This is a genomic window from Pseudoxanthomonas beigongshangi (assembly GCF_016820515.1).
Classification (GTDB): domain Bacteria; phylum Pseudomonadota; class Gammaproteobacteria; order Xanthomonadales; family Xanthomonadaceae; genus Pseudoxanthomonas_A; species Pseudoxanthomonas_A beigongshangi.
The window spans coordinates 84,514-99,331 of the sequence record NZ_JADHDV010000014.1; the positions used below are offsets into that span (position 1 = coordinate 84,514).

The following is a 14,818-nucleotide window of genomic DNA, read 5'->3' on the forward strand; positions in this document are numbered from 1 at the left end:
CCGCGTCCAGCGCGGGGCGTGCGGATCCGTACCAGCGTCGCTCAACCTTCCTGCAGGAAGGCCAGCAGATCCGCGTTGACCTGGTCGGCATGCGTGGTGGGAAGGCCATGCGGCCCGCCCTTGTAGGTGTTGAGCCGGCCGTTCTTCACCAGCTTCGCCGACAGCACGCCCGAGTCATCGTAGGGCACGACCTGATCGTCGTCGCCGTGGATCACCAGCACCGGGATGGAAATGCCTTTCAAATCCTCGGTGAAGTCGGTCTGCGAGAACGCGACGATGCCGTCATAGTGGGCCTTGGCGCCGCCCATCATGCCCTGCCGCCACCAGTTCCAGATCACCGCTTCCGACGGCTTGGCGCCGGGGCGGTTGTAGCCATAGAAGGGACCGGCGGGAACGTCGTAGTAGAACTGCGCACGATTCGCCGCGACCTGCGCCTGGAAGTTGTCGAACACCTCCTTTGGCGTCCCGCCCGGATTGCTCTCGGTCTTGACCATCAGCGGCGGCACGGCGCTGATGAGCACGGCCTTGGACACCTTGTCCTGGCCGTGCCGCGCGATATAGCGCACCACCTGCCCGCCGCCGGTCGAATGCCCGACATGCATCGCGCCGTGGGTGCCGAGCTTCTCGACCACCGCCGCCACGTCGTCGGCGTAGTGATCCATGTCGTGGCCTTCCCAGACCTGGCTGGATCGGCCATGCCCGCGTCGGTCATGCGCGACCACCCGGAAACCCTTGTTCATGAAGAACATCATCTGCGCGTCCCAGTCGTCGGAACTGAGCGGCCAGCCGTGATGGAAATGGATGACCTGCGCATCGCGCGGGCCCCAGTCCTTGTAGAAGATCTCGACGCCGTCTTTCGTCGTTACGTATCCCATGGGTCTTCTCCTGAGCAGTGGGTGGGAGGGAAGTCGCCAGTTGCGAAACGAATGTCCCGGACGCGGTTTGCATGCGCATGACACGCCGGGACGGAGCCGGCCCGGCATCCAACCGCGAGCCGCTCCGAAGCATGCGGTCCGGAGCGTTGCGCCACTGTATGTTTAAAGTAAGCTTCAAGGTCAATGGTTCCGGATGGACGGCATGAAGATTGGCGAACTGGCGAAACTGACGGGCCTTTCCGCCTCGCGCATCCGCTTCTACGAGAGCGCCGGCCTGCTCCAGGCGGTGGCCCGCAAGGCCAACGGCTATCGCGATTACCCGGTCGAGACGGCTGCGGTGCTGGAAATCATCGACAGCGCCCAGCGCGCCGGTTTCTCGCTGGAACAGATCCGCCACCTGCTGCCGCTCGGCAATGGCCGTTGGGACCACGACGAACTGCGGAGGGCGCTAGAGGCCAGGATCATCGAAATCGACGTCTTGATGAAACGTCTGAAGCAGAGCAAGGCGCAGCTGTTGGTCGCCATCGAAAGCATCGAGGATCGACCGGACGGCATCGACTGCGCGGACAACCGGATGCGGGTACTCGACCGGCTGCGCGGCCAGGGCGTGGTGTCATCGCCTCGCAAGGCGCGCGAAACCTGAGACGATGCTTCCCCGGCTTGACCTTCAACCGGGGTTGAATCCTAGTGTGAGGACCGGACTCCCGGAATGATGCGTCGCCGGCATCGTTCCTGTCCCGACCGCTGAACGCACTCGATTGCCCCTGATGCTCCTGTACCGGCCCTATCGCTCATGACCCGCCGCATCCTCCATGTTGTCAGCAACGTTGGGCACTTCGACGACCCGTCCCATCCGACGGGCCTGTGGCTGTCCGAACTGACGCATGCCTACGACCTGTTCGAAGCGAAGGGTTTCGAACAGCGGATCATGAGTCCCCGGGGCGGCGTGTCGCCGCTGGAACCGCGGGCGCTGAAGTGGCCGCTGCTGGACGCCTCCGCCAAGGCATGGCTGGAGAACCGGAACAGGATGGCGCTGCTGGCGGACACGGCCCGTCCCGAGGACATCGACCCGGCGGACTTCGACGCCATCTATTTCACCGGCGGACACGCCGTGATGTGGGACTTCCCGGACAGCGCCGGACTCCAGCGCATCACCCGCGCAATCTTCGAGCGCGGAGGCGTCGTCTCCGCCGTGTGCCACGGTTACTGTGGCCTATTGAATACGAAGCTGTCCGATGGTTCGCTGCTGGTTTCCGGACGCAGGATCACGGGTTTTTCCTGGCGCGAGGAAATGCTGGCCGGCGTTGCCAGGGACATGCCCTACAACGCCGAGCTAGAGATGAAGCTACGCGGCGCGAGATACGAGAAGGCGTTGCTCCCGTTTGTCCCGAAAGCGGTCGTCGACGGCCGTCTGGTGACGGGGCAGAACCCGGCGTCGGCCAAGGTGACGGCGACGCGGGTGATCGAACTGCTTTGATCACCCAACATCGGAAGCGGCCACCCCGCCCTACTCCGCGTCCCCGATGCGCGTATCGACCGCAATCCAGTTGGTTTCCCAGTTGCGTCCGCCGTCGTCCGAATAAGCCTGCTCGAATCGCACCGAATTCGGCGTGATATCCGAGATGACGAAGCGGACGAGGATGGCTTTACCGTCGTGGTCTTCCTGACCACAGAAATCGCAGCGGGCGTTGCGAAAGCCGCCTTGGACCGGTGGTGCAGCCTGTCCCGGCTGCGGAGCGGCAGGAATCGGTCCCTGCGGGCCGCCATCGCCGGAAAGACCGGCAGGGCGGACCGATGACCGCATGGATGGCCGTGTAGACCTCGGGGCTACCGTCCGTCTTGCTCCCTGGTCCGCTTCAGGTTCGCGCACGTCTTATGGCGTACGATGGCGCGGCAACATCGTGCGTCCCGTCCGACCGTCCCACCGTCGCTCGCTGCGCTTTTCTTCACGCGTCACCGTCCTTCCGGCAGACGCACCTCCTGGAGTGCCCATGACGGGCTACCAAGTCCGCGAGACCCGCCACGCCGTGGGTGGTCATGTCTATCGCCTGCGCGTATTGAGCGACAAGCAGCAATTCGCCGACCCCGACGGTCATGGCGCGCGCATCGGCATTTCATCGGCGCAGTGGAGTCTGTTCGGGCAGCTTTGGCCTGCGGGCCGCCTGCTGGCCCAGGCAATGCAGCGTTTTGACATCGCCGGCAAGCGCATCCTGGAGATCGGCTGCGGTATCGGCCTGGCCAGTCTGGTGCTGCAGAAGCGCGGCGCCAACGTGGTCGCATCGGACATGCATCCGCTGGCGGAGGTATTCCTGGCCTACAACGCCGCGCTGAATTGCCTGCCGGCGCTCAACTACCGGCAGCTCCGCTGGGATACCCCGCTGCCGTCACTGGGTCGCTTCGATGCGATCGTCGCCAGCGATGTCCTGTACGAGCGCGACAGTGCGGACGTACTGAGCGCCGTGATCGAACGCCATGCGGAACCCCGTGCGGAGGTGCTGATCACCGATCCCGGGCGCGGCAACAGTGCGCGCTTCAGCCACATGCTGGCGGCGCAGGGGTTCGGGGTGGACGCCACGCCCTGTCCGATGGACGACCGCGACGCCCCTCCGCATCGCGGCCGGCTGCTGCACTACCGGCGGGGACTGGCCGCATGAGCGCCATCCCTGCTTCCGAATTGCCGCTGTGCGCGAGTTGCGATGCCGTGTGCTGCCGCCTGACGGTCGTGTTGCAGCCGGAAGACCGTATTCCCGCGCATCTGACCGAGCACACGCCGGCCGGCCTGACGGTGATGGCGCGCGATGCGGAAGGTTGGTGCGTGGCCATCGACGCGGCACGCATGTGTTGTTCCATCTATGACACACGACCCGATGTGTGTCGCCGCTTCGTCATGTTGGGACCCTACTGCCGCGCGGTGCGCACCGAATATCTGGACAGCACCTCGCGTGGCATCCCCCTGACGCTGTACTCATAGGAGAGCCGCATGTCCCGCCCCCGCAAGCAGATACCGAACGCCGCGACCTCGCCGAAAGGCCATCGCGAAGTCAGCCGGATGTTCGCGCGCCACCCGGGCAGCAGCGACCGCATCCCCCTCACGCACGAAACCCTGGCGGCCGACCTGGTCGCCTTCCACCGCGACGGCGGGACCATCGAAGTACTGGGCACGACGTACACGCGGAGCAAGCCAGGCCAGGACGGCAAGTCCATCCCGCCCGCTGACGGCAGCCCCGCCGCCAAACACCGACGCTGAGCGAACAGGAGTATCTCCTTGCCCGTTACCCCCAACTACGCCTTCGAGAAGCGCCAGCGCGAACTGGCCAAGAAAAAGAAGCTGGAAGAGAAGAAGAGCCGCAAACGCGATGCGGCTGCGTCCGCGCCCGACACACCTCCACCCGATGCGGCGGCGCCCGGTACGGGAAGCGAAACGGATCCGGAGCGCACGCCCGTGACGGCATCGCCGCCGGAGCAGCCACGCATCCATCGCAAGCGTTCCCCTTGACCCGATCGCTACCGCGTTCCCGTCACCGCGCAGGTTCTGGAATGCATTGCCGAAGCGGGCCTTGAGGGTGTGATTCCCCCGCCCTACTCCGCATCCCCGATGCGCGTATCCACCGCAATCCAGTTGGTTTCCCAGTTGCGCCCGCCATCGTCCGAATAAGCCTGCTCGAATCGCGCCGAATGGGGCGTGATGTCGGAGATGACGAAGCGCACGAGGATGGCCTTGCCGTCGAGGTCTTCCTGGCCGTAGAACTCGCCGCGCCCGTTGCGGAAGCTGCCGTGGACCGGACGGGTCAGGGTGCCGCTGCGGGCGCCGGCGTAGTGCAGGCTCCACTGCCCGGCCTGCGGGTTGTACAGGCGCAGACTCACGCCTTCGATGTTTCCGGTCGGGCCCGCCACGCGCAGTTCAACCAGGTTGGCGCGTCCGTCCAGTACTTTGCTGACGACGCTGGTGCCGGCGTACTCCACCCACTCGTGCGAGCCGGACAACGGCTTGGCCAGCCGCCGCAGTTCGGTCTTCCAGGTGCCGATTTCCCAATCGAAGTCGTGCTGGCCGTCGCCCGGCGCGGCGGCGGGAGCGGCCTGCGGTGGCTGTGCCGGCGCGTTCATCGCCAGCAATGCCATGGCCAGGCAGGTGCCGCCGAGCCAGCTTCGCGCGGGGTTTTGCATCGTGTCGTCCCGTCTCCCATGATGCGCGCAGGATAGGAACGCGAGGCCAGCATGAACAAGAAGGTACCTGCGGGTAACCATGCCCGGCCCAATCCGCTAGAAGGCTGCCCGCTGGCGGCCGCCTTCGCGGCCATCGGCGGCAAATGGAAACTGACGATCCTCTACTGGCTGGCGCACGGCGAACTGCACTTCGCCGGCCTGCAACACCGCGTCACCCCGATCTCGAACAAGGTACTCGCCGAACAACTGCGGGAGCTCGAAGCTCATGGCCTGGTCGATCGCACTCCCACCGGCAGCGTGCCTGCGCCGGTGATTTACCAGCTGACGGAGTACGGCAAGACCCTGTTGCCGATTGTGGAAGGGGTGCGGGTGTGGGGGGAAGGCCATTTGCGGCGAGCAGCGGCTGAACCACGATCAGACAGCATGGGATGTGGTGCAGCGGTCCCTGGTTGAAAGCACAACAAACGCGAGCAACAAAATAAAGCACGAATGGACCGATGCGGCGGGCATCTGTCCCAAGCGAAACGTCCTGAGGGGTTGGAAGCCCGATCCCACCCCGGCTAGACTTGCCATGGGGAACATCCAGGCATCCGGGGCAAAGGGAATTCAGAACATGGGGAAGGTTCCATCCACGGTACGCGTTGCTGCTGCCGTGATTTGTTTCGCTTGCGCAGCTCATTCCGGGTCCATACGGGCAGATGAGCCTACCGGTATGTCGCCGGCCTGGCTGGCCTTCCTCAAGCGCCCGACCATCGAGAATGTCCAGATATCGCCGGACGGAACGCGTCTGGCGGTCGCGGAGCGCGCGGATGACCGCACCTTCGTCACCATCCGCGAAACCAAGACGCTGACGTTGCTGACGCGCTTCAATCCAGGCGATGGTGGCGAGATCCATACGCTGCGCTGGCTGGATGATACGCGCTTTCTGGTATCGGCCAACGCGGTGATGGCGCGATACAATCTCGCGATCAACAAGCCGGTCATGGCAATCGTCCAGAGTGACGGCAAGGGTCGCTACATGGTGCCCGCCAACTTCCTGGCCACCATCGACGGCGATCCGGATCATCTGCTGGTCACGCAATGCACCAACTGGGGTGAAGGTGGCTGCTTCGACGCCGTGCACAAGGTGGAGATCGGACACACCAACCGCATCGGCGATGCCATCATCACCGCACCCGATCGCGACTCGGTGCTCTTCCCCGACCGGCGGGGCAACGTGCGATTCGCCACCTCCGTCGACGACAAGGCGGATACCAAGCTCCATGCACACATCGGCGAGGACAAGGGCTGGACGCTAGTCAATGACAGCAAGGAGAGTGGTGTCGACGTCTGGGCCATCGGCGTGGACCGTGACGGCGCCTCTGGTTTCCTGCAGGCGGAAAGGTCCAGCGGTCCGGACGTCATCGAGCGTTACGACTTCGCGACCGGCAAACGTACCGAGGTATATCGCCATGCGACTTCCGACCCCATCCGCTACATCCTCGCGTTCGACAAGTTGACCCCCATCGGGGCGTACTACGGCGCGACCCGGCCGCAGGCGGTGATCTGGAATGCCGCGCATCCCGACGCGCAGGCCATCGCCTCGATCATCGCGGCCTTCCCCGGACGTATCGTCAGTATCACCAGTACCTCCGCCGATGCCGGCAAGGCCATCGTCAGCACCGTTGGCGATCGCGACCCCGGCACCTGGTACCTGTATGACCGCGCGACCCAGAAGGCATCGCTGCTTGCACGCGCGAAATCATGGCTGACGGAAACAAGCCTCCCGAAGAACCGGGAAGTCGTTCTCACCGCGCGCGACGGCATCACGCTCCATGGCATCCTCACCCTGCCCCTCAGGCGCCGGAGACCGGCTTGCCGATGGTCGTCGTGCCCCATGGGGGGCCGCATGGCGTGTACGACTCGGCCATGTATGACAGCGAAGCCGCGCTGCTCGCCAGCCAGGGCTATGCGGTTCTGCGGGTGAATTTCCGGGGCTCCGGCGGTTACGGCCGGCAATTCCAGCAGAGCGGCTGGATGCAATGGGGCCGCGCCATGCAGGACGACATCACCGACGCCACGAAATGGGCCATCGCCGAAGGCATCGCCGCACCGGACCGCATCTGCATCTCCGGCTGGAGTTACGGCGGCTACGCGGCGCTGATGGGCGCGGTTCGCGAGCCGTCGCTGTACCGCTGCGTCGTCGGTGGCGCGGGCCCCTACGATCTCGCCAAGCTGTACAAGTGGGGCAATATCCGCCGCAGCGATTACGGCCTGGAATACCTGGCGAAAGTGGTGGGGAAGGACCAGAAGGTGCTCGCGGAGCGCTCCCCGGTGGGTAACGCGGCCGCGGTCAAGGTGCCGGTGCTGATCGTGCACGGCAAGCTGGATGCCCGCGTCGACATCGCCCACGCCAGGCGCATGACCAAGGCGTTGCGCCAGGCAGGTGTCGAGGTGGAGTCCCACGAGTATACGAATGCGGGACACGGGTTGATGCTCGATGCCGACAAGGTCGATTTCTATACGCGGCTGCTCGCCTTCCTCGCGAAACACACGCAGGCGCGTACGGGTGCGGGTGCCCGTACCGCGGACGCGCAATGAGCGCCGAAGCCCGGATGAGGAAATGGCTATGGATGATGGGGATCACCCAGGTGCTGCTGATTGCAGTCCTGGCGACACTCTGGAGTTCGATGCCAGCAGCGGTACCCGCCGCTGATTCGGACCCTGCCCCCATCTGCTTCAACCGCGTGCCTGGCTCGGACAAACCCTGTCTCACCAGCTTCACCCGACTGGCGACCGCGCCGGGCGAGGTCGCCGGACGCAGAATCATCATCACCGGGTATCTCGCCATGCGCTACGGCATCCCGACGCTCTATGCCAATCAACAGGACTATGAGAATGACATCGCGGTCAACGCCCTGGCCATCGAGGGCGACCACCCGACGCTGGAGCAATTGGTCCAGCAGTTTCCTTACCAGTATGTCGTCATGGAGGGCGTCTTTCGCGAGAACGAACAGAATCTGGCATGGTTGGGGCGACTGACTCCGCCCTTCAAGGTGTCCAAGCCCATCACACCGCTAAGACAGACACACGAGGATGTGCTGGTGCCGGTCGAATTCATGAAGTAGCCGCGCGACAGGTCGGCCCTGATCTTGGCTCAAGATGGCGCCAATGCCAGCCAGCCTCAGGAACCGCGTTCAGAGCGCGGTCTCGTCAGGCAAGTAGAGTACTCTTCCTATTTTTTTGCCGACCCCATTCTTTACTCGCCCGACAGATTTCATACATATGAAGCTTACCGCGCTAGCCACCTTGTTGTTGTCGAGCACTCTGGTTGCGGATGTCAGCAGCACCGCCCCCGAGGCACCGCCCACCGGAGTGTTTTCCACCCCTTACATGACGGTGAGCAGCCCTGCGGGAGGAAATTGGCGGATGCAAAGCGAATCCGATTTCGAGGTGCGGTTTTCCCGTGGCGAGGCGATCAATTCCTTTGTTGCGGCCGTCGCGCTGTTCCGAATGGGACCCGCCAACTCGCCCGAGGAGTATGAGGAGCTGATTAGAAGGTCATCCGCGAGCGACACCGACCCTCAGATGCCTGACCGGTATGAACTGCTGGAACAATCCATCAAGTATTCAAGCGAGCGAGCGTACCCATGCGTACGCTACCGGGCCACTTCAAAGGACCGGGGAGCCAAAGGCGCAAATGGACCGCTACTGTTGGAGCTGGATGGCCTGTATTGCCGCCATCCAGCGGATGAATCCGTAGGCGTATCCATCCTGTATTCGCACCGTGGCCTGACGCGCCACGCGCACCTGAAAACCGACGCGGATGAGTTCATTCAGAACGTCGTCCTGCATGGATCCGAATAGCCTCATGCGTCACCCAGATGCCCCTCTTTCCAGCCACTCTGGAACAGAAAAAGCACGTCCTGTTCCGCAATGACAGTGCTTTGAACCCGGTCTTTTACCAGAACTGCTGTCCCTTTCGCGGTTTTGCGATCAGCTGCCAATCGTCCTCATAAACCACTGAACCCGGTTCCGAAGTCCTGAGTACTTCGACATGGTGGCCATGGCGGTCAAGCAGGTACTTGAGGTGCCACATGCGTCGAATGGCGTCCTCCGCCGCTGGTTTGAACCAGGAGATCGCTCGGCGATGCTCTGGCCGCTCCAGCACCTTGGGCACGAACAGTTCCTCGTTGAACCAGGACAACGCTTCGCGCAATTCCAGATGCTCGTCCGAGGTCAGATCACCTTCAACGCGCAAGGTATGTGCAGCCACCAAGATTCCGCTGGCATAGCCAGAGTCTCGGTCCATTGCAAGCGTGGCGAATCGAATGAGCATTGATAGTGACCGAGAATCCGGCTCTCTTAACAACAAAATACCGTGAACCGACCTTTCCGAAAATGGTATTGGCAAAGCGTGTTGCCTAGGGTATTTCGAAGCGCTGCCTGTGACGATGGATCTCGACCAGTCTGTCGTCGTTAAAAGTCAAGCGGACCGAATTGAAGAACTTGTCCGACCCATCAAGAAGTACGTCCCATTGGTCGTGCGCTTGCAGTTGTTCTATTCGTACCTGCAAAGGCGCGATGCTGAAGTGGTCCCCGGTTCTCGGACCGTAGCTGATATACACGACTGCACGCGGGCGGTCATTGAGGCTTCTGGCCGCCGCCAGCACTTCCTGCCTGGAAGCGCCGATGGTAAATCCGTAGGCCGTGCCGGAGACAACCGTCTCATCAAGATAGGTGGCCCAGAGATAACCCGTGTATCCGGCGACTGCCAGGAGGGGGGCGAGCATGGCAATGACCAGGATTCTTTCCCACGGTCGCATGGCGATATGTCTCCCTGTCCCGATATCGCACTCTAAACGGGCGCTTCCGTAACAACCAATGCTACGGACTCCGCGCCCACCTTGATGCTCAAGCCGCTCATGAACATCGCAGCCACCTGTGTGCATCCCTCTATGGGTTCGTTCCTGGCAAAACCATTCATTTCCTCAACCATGTCGTCCCACATGAATCCGATTGCGCTCAGGCAGTCGTCCTCGGTGTATGGCACGTCCGGATCCCGCTCGCGGACCTTGAACAGGTAAACGCCGGAGAAGGCAAGACGAAGTTCAACGGGATCCGTTGGCTTCACCCATTTACGGGAGCGACGATGCCAGCGCAGTACCAAGGTCCGCTTCGTGAGGTTGTACAGGAACTCAACGAATTCGAAATCGTTATGAAGATCGAAACGCCTCGCATCGCACTGAAGCGAAATGAAATCATCCACGATTGAGAACCCGAGCAACTTCACGAAGCGCTCCCTTTTGAAGGCACTTCCGCAACCAGTAGGCCCGCGAGTTCCGGGAGGGGCAAGTACCCACTGGATTCGGGGCTGGATGGCAATGCCATCACCTCGATGTACTGCACCTGCTCGGCGAGCGCGAGCTCACCGATGGCGCACTCCAGCATGATGAAGGTTCCTGTCAGGAATGCCTGCTCTCGGGCCGCATCGTAGTGTGCGTAGCCCACGCGAACGCCAAGCCCGGTCGGGTCGCTGGCTGATCGGAGTGGCATGAACCATGCCGCTTCCGGGCTGAATGTGATGCCTTCGTAGTCGGTGACGAAGCCGAATCCGCTGCCGGGCTTGAACGCGATGAACCTCCACCCCGGAATCGACGGGGCAGCGGCAACGAGGGTGCGGACCGCTGAGAAGTGGCGCGTGTCGCCTTCCGCCGAGATGATCAGCTCGTTGTGTCCGTCCTCTGCCCTCCCGGTCTCGAACCAGAGATGGGGGCAATACTCGTGCAGGGCGTCCAGCAATTCGTCGAGCAGTTGCTCTTTCTCCGGCACCTCAATGTCACGAAATCTTGCCTCGTTCCGCTCGAACCAGGACCAGAATGTACGTTGTTCTTCCATGCGATACCCACTACCTCATATCTGAATCCCGGGATGTTTGATAGCCGCCCCGCTCTTCAAGGCGTATCCGAAGCACGCCGAGGCTTCGGCGGTGCGTTCTGATTGTCCATGTCCGAGAAGATCAGCCACGGCTGGCCGGGAGTGCGGCGGAGCGTGAGGGTGAACTTGCCGGTGTCGCCGGGTCCATCGCCGTAGCCGTAGGCGCCGACGATGTAGCCGGTCGTGGCTTCGGCGTGAAAGGCGAGCGCGCGTAGCCGCAGCGGGCCGCCGCTTCCGCCTTCATAGGCGGCCTGGATGGCCTTGCGTCCGCGGACGGGCGGACGATTGCTTTGCAGGATGAAGCCGTCCTCCGCGAACAGCGCCGCGAGGGCCGCCGCGTCACCCACTCGCCATGCACGCTCGTAGTCGCGGAGTACTCGATCCAGTTCGGGTGGCAGCGTAACGCTGGGAACTTCTGCGGGCGTGGCTGGCTTCGGGGCGTCCTGGGCAAGCGATGGCCCAGTTGCTGACATCAGGCAAAGGACGGCAACAGCAAGGAAAGGATGGTTCATTGGTCTCCGCCCGATTGAAGTTCAGTGATTGGGGCAATGGAAGAGAGGTGCAACAGGCGGCCGCGGATCGAACTAAACCGTGTAGCCAGAAAATCTATTCTGAACACTGTTTTCCGAACGAATTGTTAGGCGCCGCCACTCGAAGGGGATGTGCCGGATTATCGCGGATAAAGGCCGCGGCGTCGGCCAACCTGTCCGGAAGCGGTGGCCCGAGAGTGCTGCGATAGCTGGAGAAGCGGAAACCGGCTGCAAACAGCACTTTTATCTTTTCCCATTGCTCAAGGTCTTTGGCAGGCGGCGCCTTGAATGAGCGCCCCATTTCTTGGATGTTCCCGCCGCAATTAGGACAAACAGCCGACAAATCTTTTCGGGGAGTTATCTTGAAGCTCTTGCGGCAGTCAAAACAGGCGTGGGCAATCAAATATTGTGGGCTTGGCACGCGATTCACCTGCTAAAGCACCTAACGACTAATAATCGGATCTTCGGGATTCGGCTATCCGACCCATCCATAGCGTACCGTATGCCCCGCCCCCCTTTCATACATGTCGATACTAGGGCTGCTGGCTCCAGCTAAAAAGCCGTAGAACCACCCTGATCTACTGGTCCAGCATAGAGAAGGGTGATGTCCGCTCTAGATCATAAGCAGTCAACCGACAAACAGCGTTATGGCCTTTGGTCTTTGAGGAACCTAGCTTAACCACCGGTGCTCAACACACCCTCCGCTAGCGGCTCATCCCCAATCTAGAGATGGACCAACTCCAAGGCCAGCTTCTGGCCGAGTAGCGCCCAGTCATACAAGACCCGGCTTGCCGGGGAAAGCTGGGGGCCGTCTAGCGGCGGTGTTGAAGTACTCGGTCGCCTCTTTCAACAGGGGGCGCGGTATCAACGAACCGCTAGGAGCCAAGATGGCTGGTCAATCACGGAAGTTTCCCCGGCAGCGCCAACTCAAAATCGGCTACGCCTATTACCCCCACACCGGCAAGGGCCGCCCCACCCCGCCCTTCCCCTCGCTGCGCCTGCAAGGGCGCTGGCTGGAGCAGGCCGGATTCTCGATTGGGCAGACCATCCAGGTGCGCATACGCGCCGGCCGTCTAGTGCTGGAGCCGGTGAAGTCGGATTAGTGGGTATGGCCGCCACCCCGATCTGCGGGGCGGCGGTATCCGGGCTCAGAAGCGGGTGAGCTTCCAGCAGCGGTGGATGCGGGCGTTGCGCTCGAAATCCGGGGGAATGGTCTGCGGGGTGATGTCCTCGCAGCGGGCGAAGGCGGCGATTTCGTTTTCGTCCAGGCGGAAGCGGCGGAAGTTGTTGCTGAAGTACAGCACGCCGTTGGGGGCCAGCCGGGCAACCGCCGCGCGCAGCAGGCGCACGTGTTCCTTCTGGATGTCGAAGTCGTCGGCGCGGGCGGAGTTGGAGAAGGTGGGCGGGTCGCAGAAGATCAGGTCGTATTCGCCCTGCTCGGCTTCCAGCCAGCGCACAGCGTCAGCCTGCACGAGGCGATGCTGGGCGCCGCCGAAGTTATTGCCCGCTAGATTGCGCCCGCACCATTCCAGGTAGGTGCCGGACAGGTCCACGCTGGTGGTGGTGGCCGCGCCGCCGACGGCGGCCTGCACGCTGGCGACGCCGGTGTAGCTGAAGAGGTTGAGGAAGCGTTTGCCGCGCGCTTCCTGGGCCATGCGCCGGCGCAGCGGGCGGTGGTCCAGGAACAGGCCGGTGTCGAGATAGTCGAACAGGTTGACCTGCAGTCGGGCGTTGTTTTCCCGCACCCACAGGGTCTGGTCCTTTTGATCGAAGCGGCCGTACTTGCTGCCGCCCTTGCCACGCGCGCGCGACTTGATCGCCACCCGATCCGGCGGCGCGGCGAAGACTTCGCGCGCGGCGGCCAGCAGTTCGCTGAAACGGCGGCGCACGTCGGTTTCCGGGATGCTGGCCGGGGCGGCGTATTCCTGGATGTGCAGGTAGATGCCGCCGTCGTTCTCGGCCTCGTACACGTCGATGGCGGCGGCGTATTCGGGCAGGTCGGCGTCGTAGGCGCGGTAGCAGGTGACGGCCTCGCGGGCGCGCCAGCTCTTGAGCTTCTTGAGGTTCTTGCGGATGCGGTTGGCGACCATCTGCGCGCCTTCGCTGAGCGGGCGCGGTTCGCTGCGCTCGCGGGCGGGCGCGGCGACGGGATCGCAGACAATCAGCGCGCACTCGATGGCGCCGTTGAACACCTGGTACTTCTTCTGCGCGCGCAGGCCGGTGGCGTGGGCCAGATCGGCGTTGCCGCACAGCAGGCTGGCGCGCCAGCCGGGCACGGCGCGTTGCAGCGCGTCACCGAGCATGCGGTACAGCGCCGCGTCGGCGGCCAGACGCTCGTCGTAGGGCGGATTGCAGACCACCAGGCCGCCGCCTTCGCCGGGGGCTTCCAGTTGGGCGACGTCGCGGGTCTGGAATTGGATCTGTCCGGCCAATCCCGCCAGGGTCGCGTTCTCGCTGGCGGCACGGATGGCGCGTGAATCCAGATCGCTGCCGAAGAAACGCGGTTGCAGCGCGCGGCGGCCCTCGGTCTCGCGGGCGACGGCGTCGGCGAACAGATCGCGCCAGGCCTGCGTGTCGAAGCCCAGCCAGCGCGTCGGCAGCGCGTTGCCGTGGCGTTGCAGGCCCGGGGCGACGTCGGCGGCCATCAGCGCGCCTTCAATCAACAGGGTGCCGCTGCCGCACATGGGATCCAGCAGCGCGCCACCGGCGTGGTACAGCGCCGGCCAGCCGCCGCGCATCAGCACACCGGCGGCGAGGTTTTCCTTCAGCGGCGCCTCGTTCTGTTCGCGGCGCCATCCGCGGCGGTGCATCGGACCACCGCCGAGATCAATCGACAGCGTGGCGCGGCCCTTGCGCAGCGACAGGTTGATGCGCACGTCCGGCTGGTCGACATCCACCGAGGGGCGTTCCAGTCCCTGCTGGCGCAGGCGATCCACCACCGCGTCCTTGATCCGCTGGGCGGCGTAGCGCGCGTGGGTGATGGTCTGGCCGGAGACGTGCGCGTCCACCGCGAGGGTGAGTTCCGGACGCAGGTGGTTTTCCCAGGCGATGGCGGCGGCGCCGTCGTAGAGCGCCTGTTCGTCCGGGCAGTCGTAATCGGCGATGGGCCACAGCACGCGGCTGGCCAGACGCGACCAGAGCACGGCGCGCTGGGCGTCGCCCAGTTCGCCTTCGACGTTGACACCGGCGATGGTGGCGGTGGCGCGGTGGGCGCCCAGCGCCGTCAGCTCGTCGGCGAGCAGGTACTCCAGGCCCTTGGCGCAGGAAACAAAGAACTTCAAGTGGACTCCGGAACTCGGGACGACGGGGCGCGGACGGACGCGGTTTTGCCGG

22 protein-coding genes are annotated in these 14,818 nt (G+C 63.6%); 12 read left to right on the forward strand and 10 right to left on the reverse strand.

Annotation, left to right across the window (positions count from 1 at the left end; all coding sequences use genetic code 11):
- Positions 1-41: 41 nt before the first annotated feature.
- Positions 42-875, reverse strand: coding sequence for an alpha/beta fold hydrolase (locus IQ458_RS12090; RefSeq protein WP_203322958.1), 834 nt, complete (start codon positions 873-875; stop codon positions 42-44).
- A gap of 202 nt (positions 876-1,077) precedes the next feature.
- Here IQ458_RS12090 and IQ458_RS12095 point away from each other — a divergent pair, with 202 nt between their 5' ends.
- Both IQ458_RS12095 and IQ458_RS12100 read left to right on the forward strand, forming a co-directional pair.
- Positions 1,078-1,518 carry a MerR family transcriptional regulator gene (locus IQ458_RS12095; RefSeq protein ID WP_203322959.1) on the forward strand — a complete coding sequence of 147 codons (441 nt, stop codon included), beginning with the start codon at positions 1,078-1,080 and terminating at the stop codon, positions 1,516-1,518.
- A gap of 150 nt (positions 1,519-1,668) precedes the next feature.
- Positions 1,669-2,352 carry a type 1 glutamine amidotransferase domain-containing protein gene (locus tag IQ458_RS12100; protein ID WP_203322960.1) on the forward strand — a complete coding sequence of 228 codons (684 nt, stop codon included), beginning with the start codon at positions 1,669-1,671 and terminating at the stop codon, positions 2,350-2,352.
- Between the two features lie 30 nt (positions 2,353-2,382).
- Here the strand turns inward: IQ458_RS12100 and IQ458_RS12105 are convergent, their stop codons facing one another.
- Positions 2,383-2,679: a hypothetical protein gene (locus IQ458_RS12105; RefSeq protein ID WP_203322961.1), complete on the reverse strand. Its 297-nt coding sequence runs from the start codon at positions 2,677-2,679 to the stop codon at positions 2,383-2,385.
- 187 nt (positions 2,680-2,866) lie between these two features.
- Between IQ458_RS12105 and IQ458_RS12110 the strand changes: the two genes are divergently transcribed.
- From IQ458_RS12110 to IQ458_RS12125, 4 genes are read left to right on the forward strand one after another with little or no spacing between them, the layout of a single operon-like run.
- Complete coding sequence (locus IQ458_RS12110) at positions 2,867-3,529, forward strand: class I SAM-dependent methyltransferase (protein ID WP_183638041.1); 663 nt, start codon at positions 2,867-2,869, stop codon at positions 3,527-3,529.
- Positions 3,526-3,846, forward strand: coding sequence for a YkgJ family cysteine cluster protein (locus tag IQ458_RS12115; protein ID WP_183638045.1), 321 nt, complete (start codon positions 3,526-3,528; stop codon positions 3,844-3,846). The genes IQ458_RS12110 and IQ458_RS12115 overlap by 4 nt, the downstream gene beginning before the upstream one ends.
- Before the next feature lie 9 nt (positions 3,847-3,855).
- Entirely contained in the window at positions 3,856-4,122 is a 267-nt protein-coding gene (locus tag IQ458_RS12120; protein WP_203322962.1) for a hypothetical protein, read from the forward strand.
- 18 nt (positions 4,123-4,140) lie between these two features.
- Complete coding sequence (locus IQ458_RS12125; RefSeq protein WP_203322999.1) at positions 4,141-4,371, forward strand: hypothetical protein; 231 nt, start codon at positions 4,141-4,143, stop codon at positions 4,369-4,371.
- An 83-nt stretch (positions 4,372-4,454) separates the two neighbouring features.
- On the opposite strand, the gene IQ458_RS12130 is transcribed toward IQ458_RS12125, so the two are convergent.
- A complete protein-coding gene (locus IQ458_RS12130; RefSeq protein ID WP_235996800.1) occupies positions 4,455-5,039 on the reverse strand; it encodes a hypothetical protein in 585 nt (194 codons plus the stop codon).
- Between the two features lie 51 nt (positions 5,040-5,090).
- On the opposite strand from IQ458_RS12130, the gene IQ458_RS12135 reads away from it, so the two are divergent.
- From IQ458_RS12135 to IQ458_RS12155, 5 genes are all read left to right on the forward strand, one after another.
- Positions 5,091-5,492: a winged helix-turn-helix transcriptional regulator gene (locus tag IQ458_RS12135; RefSeq protein WP_203322963.1), complete on the forward strand. Its 402-nt coding sequence runs from the start codon at positions 5,091-5,093 to the stop codon at positions 5,490-5,492.
- A gap of 259 nt (positions 5,493-5,751) precedes the next feature.
- Positions 5,752-7,005 carry a hypothetical protein gene (locus tag IQ458_RS12140; protein ID WP_203322964.1) on the forward strand — a complete coding sequence of 418 codons (1,254 nt, stop codon included), beginning with the start codon at positions 5,752-5,754 and terminating at the stop codon, positions 7,003-7,005.
- Positions 6,900-7,619, forward strand: a complete 720-nt coding sequence (locus IQ458_RS12145) for an alpha/beta hydrolase family protein (protein ID WP_328805167.1) — start codon at positions 6,900-6,902, stop codon at positions 7,617-7,619. Before IQ458_RS12140 ends, IQ458_RS12145 begins: the two co-directional genes overlap by 106 nt.
- Entirely contained in the window at positions 7,616-8,146 is a 531-nt protein-coding gene (locus IQ458_RS12150; RefSeq protein WP_203322966.1) for a hypothetical protein, read from the forward strand. The genes IQ458_RS12145 and IQ458_RS12150 overlap by 4 nt, the downstream gene beginning before the upstream one ends.
- A gap of 157 nt (positions 8,147-8,303) precedes the next feature.
- A complete protein-coding gene (locus tag IQ458_RS12155; protein WP_183638060.1) occupies positions 8,304-8,885 on the forward strand; it encodes a hypothetical protein in 582 nt (193 codons plus the stop codon).
- A gap of 94 nt (positions 8,886-8,979) precedes the next feature.
- Here IQ458_RS12155 and IQ458_RS12160 read toward each other — a convergent pair whose 3' ends face one another.
- The 6 genes from IQ458_RS12160 to IQ458_RS12185 form a co-directional block, all read right to left on the reverse strand.
- On the reverse strand, positions 8,980-9,294 hold the full coding sequence (locus tag IQ458_RS12160) for a hypothetical protein (RefSeq protein WP_203322967.1): 315 nt from the start codon (positions 9,292-9,294) through the stop codon (positions 8,980-8,982).
- Between the two features lie 148 nt (positions 9,295-9,442).
- Positions 9,443-9,844 (reverse strand): hypothetical protein, encoded by a 402-nt coding sequence (locus IQ458_RS12165; RefSeq protein WP_203322968.1) that lies wholly within the window; start codon positions 9,842-9,844, stop codon positions 9,443-9,445.
- A gap of 32 nt (positions 9,845-9,876) precedes the next feature.
- Complete coding sequence (locus IQ458_RS12170) at positions 9,877-10,311, reverse strand: hypothetical protein (protein ID WP_203322969.1); 435 nt, start codon at positions 10,309-10,311, stop codon at positions 9,877-9,879.
- Positions 10,308-10,916, reverse strand: coding sequence for a hypothetical protein (locus tag IQ458_RS12175; protein ID WP_183638072.1), 609 nt, complete (start codon positions 10,914-10,916; stop codon positions 10,308-10,310). The genes IQ458_RS12170 and IQ458_RS12175 overlap by 4 nt, the downstream gene beginning before the upstream one ends.
- A 56-nt stretch (positions 10,917-10,972) precedes the next feature.
- Positions 10,973-11,467, reverse strand: coding sequence for a YybH family protein (locus tag IQ458_RS12180; protein ID WP_203322970.1), 495 nt, complete (start codon positions 11,465-11,467; stop codon positions 10,973-10,975).
- Positions 11,468-11,561: 94 nt separating this feature from the next.
- Positions 11,562-11,906, reverse strand: a complete 345-nt coding sequence (locus IQ458_RS12185; protein ID WP_203322971.1) for a hypothetical protein — start codon at positions 11,904-11,906, stop codon at positions 11,562-11,564.
- 466 nt (positions 11,907-12,372) lie between these two features.
- Here IQ458_RS12185 and IQ458_RS12190 point away from each other — a divergent pair, with 466 nt between their 5' ends.
- Positions 12,373-12,588: a SymE family type I addiction module toxin gene (locus IQ458_RS12190; RefSeq protein WP_203322972.1), complete on the forward strand. Its 216-nt coding sequence runs from the start codon at positions 12,373-12,375 to the stop codon at positions 12,586-12,588.
- 45 nt (positions 12,589-12,633) lie between these two features.
- Here IQ458_RS12190 and rlmKL read toward each other — a convergent pair whose 3' ends face one another.
- Positions 12,634-14,766: a bifunctional 23S rRNA (guanine(2069)-N(7))-methyltransferase RlmK/23S rRNA (guanine(2445)-N(2))-methyltransferase RlmL gene (rlmKL, locus tag IQ458_RS12195; RefSeq protein WP_203322973.1), complete on the reverse strand. Its 2,133-nt coding sequence runs from the start codon at positions 14,764-14,766 to the stop codon at positions 12,634-12,636.
- Between the last annotated feature and the right edge of the window lie 52 nt (positions 14,767-14,818).

Excerpts from the sequence above, each read along its gene's own strand:
- IQ458_RS12140 (WP_203322964.1), top strand. The coding sequence starts at position 5,752 with ATGTCGCCGGCCTGGCTGGCCTTCCTCAAGCGCCCGACCATCGAGAAT.
- IQ458_RS12130 (WP_235996800.1), bottom strand. The coding sequence starts at position 5,039 with ATGCAAAACCCCGCGCGAAGCTGGCTCGGCGGCACCTGCCTGGCCATG.
- IQ458_RS12110 (WP_183638041.1), top strand. The coding sequence starts at position 2,867 with ATGACGGGCTACCAAGTCCGCGAGACCCGCCACGCCGTGGGTGGTCAT.
- IQ458_RS12115 (WP_183638045.1), top strand. The coding sequence starts at position 3,526 with ATGAGCGCCATCCCTGCTTCCGAATTGCCGCTGTGCGCGAGTTGCGAT.
- IQ458_RS12145 (WP_328805167.1), top strand. The coding sequence starts at position 6,900 with ATGGTCGTCGTGCCCCATGGGGGGCCGCATGGCGTGTACGACTCGGCC.
- IQ458_RS12165 (WP_203322968.1), bottom strand. The coding sequence starts at position 9,844 with ATGCGACCGTGGGAAAGAATCCTGGTCATTGCCATGCTCGCCCCCCTC.
- IQ458_RS12120 (WP_203322962.1), top strand. The coding sequence starts at position 3,856 with ATGTCCCGCCCCCGCAAGCAGATACCGAACGCCGCGACCTCGCCGAAA.
- IQ458_RS12155 (WP_183638060.1), top strand. The coding sequence starts at position 8,304 with ATGAAGCTTACCGCGCTAGCCACCTTGTTGTTGTCGAGCACTCTGGTT.
- IQ458_RS12190 (WP_203322972.1), top strand. The coding sequence starts at position 12,373 with ATGGCTGGTCAATCACGGAAGTTTCCCCGGCAGCGCCAACTCAAAATC.
- IQ458_RS12175 (WP_183638072.1), bottom strand. The coding sequence starts at position 10,916 with ATGGAAGAACAACGTACATTCTGGTCCTGGTTCGAGCGGAACGAGGCA.
- IQ458_RS12100 (WP_203322960.1), top strand. The coding sequence starts at position 1,669 with ATGACCCGCCGCATCCTCCATGTTGTCAGCAACGTTGGGCACTTCGAC.
- IQ458_RS12105 (WP_203322961.1), bottom strand. The coding sequence starts at position 2,679 with ATGCGGTCATCGGTCCGCCCTGCCGGTCTTTCCGGCGATGGCGGCCCG.
- IQ458_RS12090 (WP_203322958.1), bottom strand. The coding sequence starts at position 875 with ATGGGATACGTAACGACGAAAGACGGCGTCGAGATCTTCTACAAGGAC.
- IQ458_RS12150 (WP_203322966.1), top strand. The coding sequence starts at position 7,616 with ATGAGCGCCGAAGCCCGGATGAGGAAATGGCTATGGATGATGGGGATC.
- IQ458_RS12095 (WP_203322959.1), top strand. The coding sequence starts at position 1,078 with ATGAAGATTGGCGAACTGGCGAAACTGACGGGCCTTTCCGCCTCGCGC.
- IQ458_RS12135 (WP_203322963.1), top strand. The coding sequence starts at position 5,091 with ATGAACAAGAAGGTACCTGCGGGTAACCATGCCCGGCCCAATCCGCTA.
- IQ458_RS12180 (WP_203322970.1), bottom strand. The coding sequence starts at position 11,467 with ATGAACCATCCTTTCCTTGCTGTTGCCGTCCTTTGCCTGATGTCAGCA.